The organism is Thermus sp., assembly GCF_040290245.1.
Classification (GTDB): Bacteria; Deinococcota; Deinococci; order Deinococcales; family Thermaceae; genus Thermus_A.
In genome coordinates this window covers 1-9,311 of record NZ_PSMQ01000060.1, presented here as the reverse complement: position 1 = coordinate 9,311, position 9,311 = coordinate 1, and the positions used below count along the sequence as shown (strand labels likewise).

Here is a 9,311-nt window from a genome sequence, read left to right as displayed (position 1 = left end):
GAGCACCGCCGGCCGCGGCCTGGGGGCGGCACCCGGCAGCTCGGTGCCGCGCCTGACCAGCCGCACGAGCTCCAGGGTCTCCGGCAGGGGCTCGGCACCCAGCTCGCCGCGCAGCACGCGCTTGCACTCCTCAAAGGCAGCCAGGGCGGCCCCGCGGTCGCCGGCGAGGTAGTGCAGGCGGATTACCTGGCGGTGGGCCTCCTCGGAGCAGGGCTCGAGCCGGAGGCGGAACTGGGCGTACTCCAGAGCCCGCCTGGGCTCGCCCATCTTCTCCAGCCGCTCGGCATCGCCCTGGGCCGTGTGCGAGCGGAGCGCGTCGAGCCCCGCCCGGGTACCCTCGAGCCACTCCTCGAAGTCGGGACAGTCGTCGTAGTCGTAGACCTCCAGCAGGGCGCATCCTGGCGCAGAAGCTCGAGGGAAAGGTTTTGCAGGTGCGAAAGGCACTGAACATCCACCTCGGCCTCGGGCGTGAGCTCGAGCTGGCCTTCCCCCAGCACGATTCCTCCCACGGCCATCCGCAAGCGGTGCAGGAGCTGGCGCATGTTGTTGCGCGCGGCGGTCTCGCCGGAGTCGGGCCACAGCCAGCCAGCAAGCTTGTACTTCGGCGTAGGGCCTTTGTCCGGGCCACCGACGCTCGCCGGGTCCATGCAGGCGATCCGCAAGGAGGGGGCCGACCAGACAATTCTCCGACCTTGAGGCCCATGACCCACCACGGCTGCCCTCCTCCCCGCATCCCTTCAGCAGACGCCGCCTAACCATGATGGCGGAGCCGGTTCGAAGGCGGCGTCAGCATCCCTTGTTCCGCGGGACAGCTTGTACTTCAATCACGCCGATAATTCTTAGTCGGCGATCCTGGGTAAGTTTCTCACCGGCGCTGACAGGCGTTAAGAGCGGTCATGCCGCGCCACTCATCCTCAAGGATCGCGTACAGTTCCGAGTCGCGCCAGCGACCCCGGACCAGGTGCTGGTGCCGGATCCTTCCCTCCCACTGCATGCCGATCTTCTGCAGCACGCGAATCGAGGCGATGTTCTCGGGATCGCACGTGGCCCAGATACGGTGTAGCCCTAGCCTGTCGAACCCGAAGTGAAGCAGCAGGCGTGCGGCCTCGGTGGCGTAGCCCCGCCCCCAGCAGTCCCTACGCAGGATGTAGCCGATGTCACCGTTACGGTGCTCCACACTGTGCACACGCAGGCCGGCACCTCCGATTAGTTCGCCCGTGTCCCGCAGCGTCACAGCCAGCTCATACGTCATCCTGGGTTCCTCGCGAGCCAGCTGCATCACCTGCTCGAGGAAAGCTCGTGTCTCCTCGGACGTGTTGGGACCCCAAGTCATGTACCGCGTCACGAATGGGTCGCCCGCATAGAGGTGAACATCCACTAAGTCACTGGGTTGAAATTCTCGAAGGAGCAAACGGTCACCTTCCAGTAGTACGGGGTAAAAGGATACCAATTGCATATCGCATCATCCTATGGTTCGCCTCTTGGGCCAATCAAGTCCCTAATTGTCTGTAAAAGCGGCCTGGGTCATGCCACGGTGGCAGCGGGTGAAACCTCCTTCTTCGCCGCCTTCTGCGTTGCCGCTCCTCGAGCGCAAAGGCGCATTTGTCGAGAGCGTCAAGTTTTTGTGTCGAAGTCTGTGTCACGGGGTACCGCGCGTTGGAAAGGGCGTTGATCTCCTCTTGAACGTCGGCAAAACCCGGCCGCTTCCGATCCCACCTCCTTTCCCTTCGCTCAGCCGGAATGCTACGCGCCAAGCGCGTGAGCCAGGTAAACGAGCTTGTAGATGGCCTCGGGCTTGGGAAACTTGTGGTCCCGCACCTTGCCTCGGCTCGATGGGGTACCCGGTAGACCCCTTTGAGATCGGCAAGTATGGCGGAGGCGCCCCGGCGCTGGGCCTGGGTGGCCCTGAGTTTGTGCAGGATTGAGTACGGCCACCCGGCCTGGGGGTAGACCCGATGGATCGCCTCTAGAAATGCTAGCCGCCTCGCGGCTGAGCGATCCTCGAAAGGCCGTGGGTGATGAAGAGGAGCGCTTCGACAAGGACCCGAGCCCCTTTAAAAGCTCCTCCCAGACGACGGCCCCTTCAGTAGGGTAGAGCCAGGTCACGGGCGAAGCCCGTACATTTCCTAGGAGGATGCGCCTGCCGTCCTCGGCCAGACCCAAAGCGGCATAGAGGGCTTGCTTCACCATGCCCTTGCCGGGGTACGACAGCTTGTGGAAGAGGGCGTCCAGGTGGAGGGCGCTCACGCGAAGCGTAGGTTTTTAGGGCCGCCGGGGCAGGGGCCTGTGGCGGAAGGCTTCCACCTCCTCTTGCACCCGCTTGGTCAGGTTGCGGATCGTCTCGTGGCTGTAGCGGTACCCGAACCAAAGCCCCACGAGCTCCGCCACCCTGCGGTCCGAGACTTTCCCTTTCCGGTCTCGGGGAATCCGCAGCTTGACTTCGCCAAGGGCGGTCTCCAGCTTACGAGCGTAGTGGCCGCCCTTCGACCGCCGTGCTCTTGCAAGAAGGCCCATCGGTCCAGCTCCCCCTTTTTTACATAAAACCCAACACAAGAAAGATTACACCCTCCAGATGAGGTGTGCCCTCCCATTCGATTTCATCCAATCTGTACGTGCTTGATGTCTTATAGTTAAGAGTTTGTTATGGCTGCGCTGATGATTTAAACCTTTTCCGCGCTGGGCCTGCCAGAAGGCCATTTTCACATGAGCTTTGGGGACGCATGGCGACTCGCATTGAAGAGGGCATCGTGATCGTGGGCGGCGGATTTGCCGGGTTGGCAGCAGCCAAGACCCTGGACCGGGCGGGGCTCCCCTATCTGCTGGTGGATGCACGGAACCATCACCTCTTCCAACCTCTTCTGTATCAGGTAGCCACGGGCTTCCTCGAGGCCCCGGCCATCGCCTACCCCTTACGGCCCCTTCTCCGGAAGGGGCGTTTCCGGTTGGCCCGGGCGAGGGGGGTGGACCTAAAAGCGAGAAGGCTCCTTCTGGAAGACGAGGCCGGGGGCCCCTGGAAGCCCTGCCCTATCGTTACCTCCTTGTGGCCACGGGAAGCCGCCCCCATGATCTAGGCATCCCTGGGGTAGGGCACCACACCCTTTTTCTTAAGAGCCTCGAGGATGCCCTGAAAATCCGGCATCGGCCCCTCAACGCCTTGGAGCGAGCAGCCTGGGAGCAAAGACCCCTTAGCATTCTGGTCGTAGGGGGTGGGCCCACCGGGGTGGAGGTTTCGGGTGCCTTGGCCGAGTTCTTGCGGTTTGTCCTCACCCGGGACTTCCGTGAGGTAAAGGGTGCGGAGGTACACCTCCTGGAGGCTGGGCCAAGGCTTCTTACCGCCTTCCAGCCAGATCTTTCCACCTACGCCCTGAAGGCGCTTAAAGGGCTAGGGGTGCGGGTGGATCTCGGGGCCCAGGTGACCCGGGTCGAAAAGGAAGGGGTGGTGTTGAAAAACGGAACCCTCATCCCGAAAGACCTCATCATCTGGGCCGTGGGTGTGAAGGGAAACCCCCTGCCTGGGCTCCCCACGGATATCAGCGGCCGGGTGCCTACAGACCCCTTTCTCCGCCTCGAAGGACAGACCGAGGTCTATGTGGTGGGGGACGCAAACGGGTTGGGCCTTCCCATGGTGGGCCCAGTGGCCATCCAAGAGGGAACCTCGGCAGCCCAAAACCTCCTTAGGGCGCTTAAAGGGGAAGCACCCTTGCCTTTCCACCACCGGGACCGGGGGCAGCTTGCGGTGATCGGCCGGGGCAAGGCGGTGGCGGAGCTTGGCCGCCTTGCCTTTGCCGGGTTTCCCGCGTGGCTTCTTTGGGCCCTGGTCCATGTGCGGGAACTCATCGGCTTTCGCAATCGGCTCCTCGTCCTTATGAACTGGGCGTACACCTACTTCTTCCGGGAACCCGGAGTCCGGGTTTCATGGGGGTGCGAGACCTCTGAAAGGAGCAACCAGGCCCAACCCCATCGCCCCAGCGGATGAGTGGGCCCCGGCTCAGAGCCCCATGGAGATGTACTTGACCTCGAGGTACTCCTGAAGCCCCCACCTCCCCCCTTCCCGGCCAAGCCCGGAGCGCTTCACCCCCCCGAAGGGGGCCTGGGGCGTGGAGGGCACGCCGTCGTTCACCCCCACGATCCCGTACTCCAAGGCCTCCGCCACCCGGAAGGCCCGGGAGAGGTCCCGGGTGAAGACATAGGCCGCAAGCCCCACCGGAAACGCGTTGGCGTAGCGCAACGCCTCCTCCTCTCCCTGAAAGACCGAAAGGGGCGCCACCGGGCCAAAGGTCTCCTCTCGGAAGAGAAGGCTGTCCGGCTTGACGCCTAAAAGCACCGTGGGGGTGAAGAAAAGCCCCGTGGCCTCCCCCCCCGCCACCAGGGTGGCTCCTCGGGAAAGCGCGTCCTCCACGTGGGACTGGACCTTCCTCAGGGCCTGTTCGTTCACCAGGGGGCCGATATCCGTCTCCTCCGAGAGGGGGTCCCCCACCCTTAGGGCCTTTGCCCGTTCGGCGTAAGCCTGGGCAAAGGTCTCGGCGATGGGGGCCTCCACGAAGATCCGGTTTGCCGCCACACAGGACTCCCCGGCGTTGCGGAACTTGGCCCGTAGGGTCTCCTCCACCGCCCGGCCGAGGTCGGCGTCGGCGAAGACCAGAACCGGGGCCCCACCCCCAAGCTCCAAGGAGACCCGCTTAAGGGTCTTGGCCGCCTCCTGGTACAGCCTGAGCCCCACCTCTGTGCTGCCCGTAAAGGTGAGTTTGCGGATCCGTTCGTCCTCCAAAAAGGGGCGGGAAACCGCCACAGGGTCGGAGGTGGGAAGGACCTGGAAGACCCCAGGGGGTCCTCCCGCCTCCAGGAAAAGCCAAGCCAGGTAAAGGGCGGTCAGGGGGCTCTCTTCCGCGGGCTTCAAAACAAAGCTGCACCCGGCGGCAAGGGCGGGGGCCACCTTCCGGGTGACCATGGCTGCGGGGAAGTTCCAGGGGGTGATCCCGTAGACGGGCCCCACGGGCTCGTAGCGAACCAGGAGCCGCTTGTGGGGGAACTGGGAGGGGACGATCTCCCCGTGAACCCTCTTGGCCTCCTCCGCGTACCACTCGACGAACCCCGCGGCGTAGCGCACCTCGGCCCGCCCCTCCTTGAGGGGCTTTCCCATCTCCAAGGCCATCAGGCGGGCCAAAGCCTCCTCGTGCCGGAGGATGAGCTCAAACCAGCGCCTAAGGACCCCGGAACGCTCGTAGGCTGTGGCCCGGGCCCAGTCCCTCTGGGCCCGGACCGCCTCCTCCAAGGCCTCCTCCGCCTCCTGGGGACCGGCGTCCGCCACCTCCGCCACCACCTCCAGGGTGGCGGGGGATACTACGGGAAAACGCCGTTCAAGGGGGCGCCAGGTACCGCCGATGAGGGCCTCCTTGGGTGCATCCAGGCTTTTTTGCATGCCTTCCTCCCCTTTTATGATACCGGGCGGGTGGCCAAAGCGCCCCCCTGGGGGAAGAACCCGTGGCCGAAACCTAGCACAAGGCCCCGAGGCCCTGCTTGGCCCTTTCCAGCTCGGCTTGGGCCTCGGCCTCGCTCCAGCCCAAAAGGGGGGCCATGAGGGCCACCACCCGGGGCAAGGCCTCCTCCGCTGCCTTCTGGTCCAGAAGGGCCAGACCCATCCTCCGGACCAGGACGTCCAGGGGTTTTTGGGCGAGCTCCTCCCGGACCGCCCAGACCACCTCCCCCTCCAGGTAGGGAAGGCCCAGGAGGGGGGCTGCCCCCAGGGCCAGGACCTCCGGGGCCAGGGTGCCATAGGTGGTGTAAAGCCTCCCCAGGCCCTCGGGCAAGGGGGGCCTGGGCCCAGCCCCGAGAAGGGGCGTGGCGTGGGAAAGGGAAGGGGGAAGCCTCAAGCCCAGGTCATGGGCCAGGCGCTCTAAGAGGTCCAGGGCCATGAGGCGGAAGGTGGTCCACTTCCCCCCAGTCAGGGTATAGAGGCCCCGTTCCTCCAGGATTAGGTGATCCCGCACGAGGAGCCGGGTCTCCCCCTTGCCCACAAGGGGCCTGAGCCCCGACCAGGCCGCCCGCACCTTCCCCGAAAGGTCCCCGAGGTAGGGCCGAACCTCCTCCAGGAGGTATTCCACCTCCTCCTTTCGGGGGAGGGGGCAGAGGCCTGGCTCTGACGGCAAGTCGGTGGTCCCCAGAAGGGCCTTCCCCCCGTAGGGCAGGAGGAAGAGCACCCGGCCGTCCCGGGTCTTGGGGAGGAGGAGGCCCGCCTCAAGGGGGTAGTCCAAGACCAGGTGGGCCCCGCTGGAGGCGGTGAGGAGGGGGGGGAGGTGGGGGTCAAGGAGCCTCCGCACCCCGTCCGCCAAAGGCCCCGTGGCGTTCACCACCGCCTTGGCCTGAACCTCCACCTCCTTGCCCGTGAGGCGGTCCTGCACCACCGCCCCTTGCACCCTTCCTTCCTTCAGGAGAAACCCCTTGGCCTCGGCGTAGTTGAGGGCGACCGCCCCCCGTTTGAGGGCGGAGAGGACCAGGGCCAGGTTCAGGCGGTGGTCGTGAAACTGTCCATCCAGGTAGAGGATACCCCCCAGGGTCCTAGGGAGGTCAGGGAAGAGCCTTTCCACTTCTTTAGGCGGCAGGTACCGGCTCCAGCCCAGGCGCTGCCGCCCGGCCAGGAGGTCGTAGAGCTTGAGGCCCGTCCAGTAGTAGGGGATCTCCCACCCTCGAAAGAGTGGAGTAAGGAGGGGAAGGGGGTGGGCGAGATGGGGGGCAAGGCCCATGACCACCTTCCGCTCGCCGAGGGCGTCCACCACCAGCTTAAGCTGCCTTCGGTCCAGCCGCTTCAGGGCGAGCTCCAGGTAACGCACCCCCCCGTGGAGGAGTTTGGTGCTCCTCGAGCTCGTCCCGCTTGCGAAGTCCTTGGCCTCCACCAAAGCCGCCTTCAGGCCGCGCAAAGCGGCCTCCCACAAAACCCCTGCCCCCGTGGCCCCGCCCCCCAGGATGAGGAGGTCCCAGGACTCCCGGCCCAGGCGCTCCCAGAGGGCTTTTCGCTCCACCTCACCCCTCCTTGGCCCAGCCCATGGCCCGCGCCACCGCCTTCTGCCAGCCCCGGTAGAGGGCCTCCCGGTCAGCTTGGGCAAGGGAGGGGACAAAGCGGGCCGACTCCCGCCAGGAGGCCTTCACCTCCTCCAAGGCCAAGACCCCCGCCCCCACCCCCGCCATGAGGGCCGCCCCCAAGGCGGTGGTCTCCGTGACCTTTGGCCTCAGAACCGGCACTCCGAGAAGGTCCGCCTGGATCTGCAAGAAAAGGTCGCTTTGCGCCATCCCCCCGTCCACCCGCAGCTCCCTGAGGGCTGAGCCCCCCTCGCCTCGAGCGGCGGCCTCCATGGCCACGAAGGCATCCCGCACCTGGAAGGCCACCCCCTCCAAGGCCGCCCGGGCCAGATGGGCCCTCGTCGTCCCCCGGGTGAGGCCGAAGATGGCCCCTCGGGCGTACGGATCCCAGTGAGGGGAGCCGAGGCCGGTAAAGGCCGGGACCAGGTAGACCCCCCCCGAGTCCTCCGCCTCCCGGGCCAGGGCCTCCACCTCCCGGCTTTCCCGGATAAGACCCAGGTCCTTAAGCCACTGGACCGCCGCTCCGGCGATGAAGATGCTGCCCTCGAGGGCGTAGGTGGCCCGATCCCCCAGGCGCCAGGCCACGGTGGTGAGAAGCCCCTTCCCGGGGGGTACGGGCCTTTGGCCCGTGTTCAAGAGCAAGAAGGCCCCCGTTCCGTAGGTGCACTTTCCCTGCCCCGCCTCCAAGGCCGCCTGGCCGAAGAGGGCAGCCTGCTGGTCCCCGAGAACCCCGCGGATGGGGATCGGGGCCCCCAGGAGCCCGGGAAGGGCCTCTCCAAACCCCCCGTCCGAGGGGTAGACCTCGGGGAGGAGGGCCTTGGGAAGGTCTAAAAGCTCGAGGAGCTCCTCGTCCCAGGCCAACGTGTGCAGGTTGAAAAGGAGGGTGCGGCTGGCGTTCGTGGGATCGGTGGCGTGGACCTTCCCCCCGGTGAGGTTGTAGATGAGCCAGGTGTCCACGGTGCCGAAGCAGACCTCTCCCCTTTCCGCCTTCTCCCGGAGCCCCGGGACGTTCTCCAAAAGCCATAGGAGCTTGGTGGCGGAGAAGTAGGGGTCTAGAACAAGCCCCGTCCGCTCCCGGAAAAGAGCCTCCAGCCCCCTCGCCTTAAGCTCATCGCAAAGGGGCGCCGTCCTCCGGTCCTGCCAGACAATCGCATTGTAGAGGGGCTTTCCCGTTGCCCTTTCCCACACCAAGGTGGTCTCCCGCTGGTTCGTAATCCCCAAGGCCACCACCTGCCCAGGGGCCACCCCAGCCCGGGCCAGCACCTCCTGGGCCGTCTGAAGCTGGGTCTGCCAGATCTCCAAAGGGTCGTGCTCCACCAGGCCCGGGGCCGGGTAGATCTGCCGGAACTCCCGCTGGGCCATGGCCACCAGACCGCCTTCCAGGGTGAAGAGGATGGCCCGGCTCGAGGTGGTGCCTTGGTCCAGGGCAAGAAGGTACTTGGCCATATGTGTCAACCTCCTCAATCCAGCCTACCAGAGGCCCTCTTTTCTCAAAACCAGTTCGTTAAACGAAAGCCCTCCGTTAAACGGAGGACCTGCATTTTCTCCTTGCGGGAAAGCCGCCTAGAGCGGCGGCTCGAAGCGGAAGGTCTGGTCCACCCGCACCCATTGCTTCGCACACCTGCTTAGCCCGGTTCCGGGCTGACCGGCGCCCGTACAACCGTCTGCGCCGACGGCCACCGTATGCACGCCTCTCGTTGTTCGCTTCGCGAAGCAGCTTGCGTGGAGCGTGAAGACCAAAAAGGTGGCCTGCGGCTCCTCTAGTGGGGTTGGGTCCGAACCCCTGCCCCAAAAGACCAAACCATAGAACCGGGCGGCTTATCCCCGAAAAGCCAGGGGCTTGCGCCGCCAGATTCGTAGTCAGATGTGGCTGTCCAGGTACAGGGGCCATCCTGCCCCGCCTCTTCAAGGGGGGTCCTTCCAGGTTTTCCATATCTGGAACGTGGCACCCGGGATGGTTTGAGCTTGACACCAATAATGCAAGTAGTTACTATTACTGTAGTATGGGCTACTTTGATGAGCGCAAGATTGTCCTGCAGATCGTTCAACCTGCCCTTTTGGGCTTGATGGACGGTTCGGTTTCCACCCTGGCCCCGCTCTTTGCTACCGCGACCCTGACCGGCAGCCCACACGACGCTTTTTTTGTGGGGCTTGCGGCCTCGTTGGGGGCGGGGATCAGCATGGGCCTGGCCGAGGCCCTCTCCGACGACGGGGTGATCTCCGGACGGGGCAGCCCG

The 9,311-nt window shown here is 65.4% G+C and carries 9 protein-coding genes; 3 read left to right on the top strand and 6 right to left on the bottom strand.

What is annotated here, in order from left to right:
• The 3 genes from C4301_RS08160 to C4301_RS08150 form a co-directional block, all read right to left on the bottom strand.
• Positions 1 to 444: AfsR/SARP family transcriptional regulator (locus C4301_RS08160; protein WP_352414601.1), on the bottom strand; the 444-nt coding region annotated here is incomplete at its 3' end.
• A gap of 421 nt (positions 445 to 865) precedes the next feature.
• The gene (locus C4301_RS08155) at positions 866 to 1,456 is read right to left on the bottom strand and encodes a GNAT family N-acetyltransferase (protein ID WP_352414600.1); all 591 of its coding nucleotides are present in this window, start codon (positions 1,454 to 1,456) and stop codon (positions 866 to 868) included.
• Between the two features lie 806 nt (positions 1,457 to 2,262).
• Positions 2,263 to 2,514: a transposase gene (locus C4301_RS08150; RefSeq protein WP_352414599.1), complete on the bottom strand. Its 252-nt coding sequence runs from the start codon at positions 2,512 to 2,514 to the stop codon at positions 2,263 to 2,265.
• 206 nt (positions 2,515 to 2,720) lie between these two features.
• Here C4301_RS08150 and C4301_RS08145 point away from each other — a divergent pair, with 206 nt between their 5' ends.
• Together C4301_RS08145 and C4301_RS08140 are read left to right on the top strand one after the other, a co-directional pair.
• Positions 2,721 to 3,071 (top strand): FAD-dependent oxidoreductase, encoded by a 351-nt coding sequence (locus tag C4301_RS08145; protein ID WP_352414598.1) that lies wholly within the window; start codon positions 2,721 to 2,723, stop codon positions 3,069 to 3,071.
• The gene (locus C4301_RS08140) at positions 3,041 to 3,976 is read left to right on the top strand and encodes an NAD(P)/FAD-dependent oxidoreductase (RefSeq protein ID WP_352414597.1); all 936 of its coding nucleotides are present in this window, start codon (positions 3,041 to 3,043) and stop codon (positions 3,974 to 3,976) included. The genes C4301_RS08145 and C4301_RS08140 overlap by 31 nt, the downstream gene beginning before the upstream one ends.
• Positions 3,977 to 3,988: 12 nt before the next feature.
• Here the strand turns inward: C4301_RS08140 and C4301_RS08135 are convergent, their stop codons facing one another.
• From C4301_RS08135 to glpK, 3 genes are all read right to left on the bottom strand, one after another.
• The gene (locus C4301_RS08135) at positions 3,989 to 5,419 is read right to left on the bottom strand and encodes an NAD-dependent succinate-semialdehyde dehydrogenase (RefSeq protein ID WP_352414596.1); all 1,431 of its coding nucleotides are present in this window, start codon (positions 5,417 to 5,419) and stop codon (positions 3,989 to 3,991) included.
• A gap of 73 nt (positions 5,420 to 5,492) precedes the next feature.
• On the bottom strand, positions 5,493 to 7,016 hold the full coding sequence (locus tag C4301_RS08130) for an FAD-dependent oxidoreductase (protein ID WP_352414595.1): 1,524 nt from the start codon (positions 7,014 to 7,016) through the stop codon (positions 5,493 to 5,495).
• 1 nt (position 7,017) lies between these two features.
• Positions 7,018 to 8,520, bottom strand: a complete 1,503-nt coding sequence (gene glpK / locus C4301_RS08125) for a glycerol kinase GlpK (protein WP_352414594.1) — start codon at positions 8,518 to 8,520, stop codon at positions 7,018 to 7,020.
• Positions 8,521 to 9,077: 557 nt separating this feature from the next.
• Between glpK and C4301_RS08120 the strand changes: the two genes are divergently transcribed.
• Positions 9,078 to 9,311, top strand: a 234-nt coding sequence (locus C4301_RS08120; protein WP_503012412.1) for a VIT1/CCC1 transporter family protein, incomplete at its 3' end; no start/stop codon positions are given.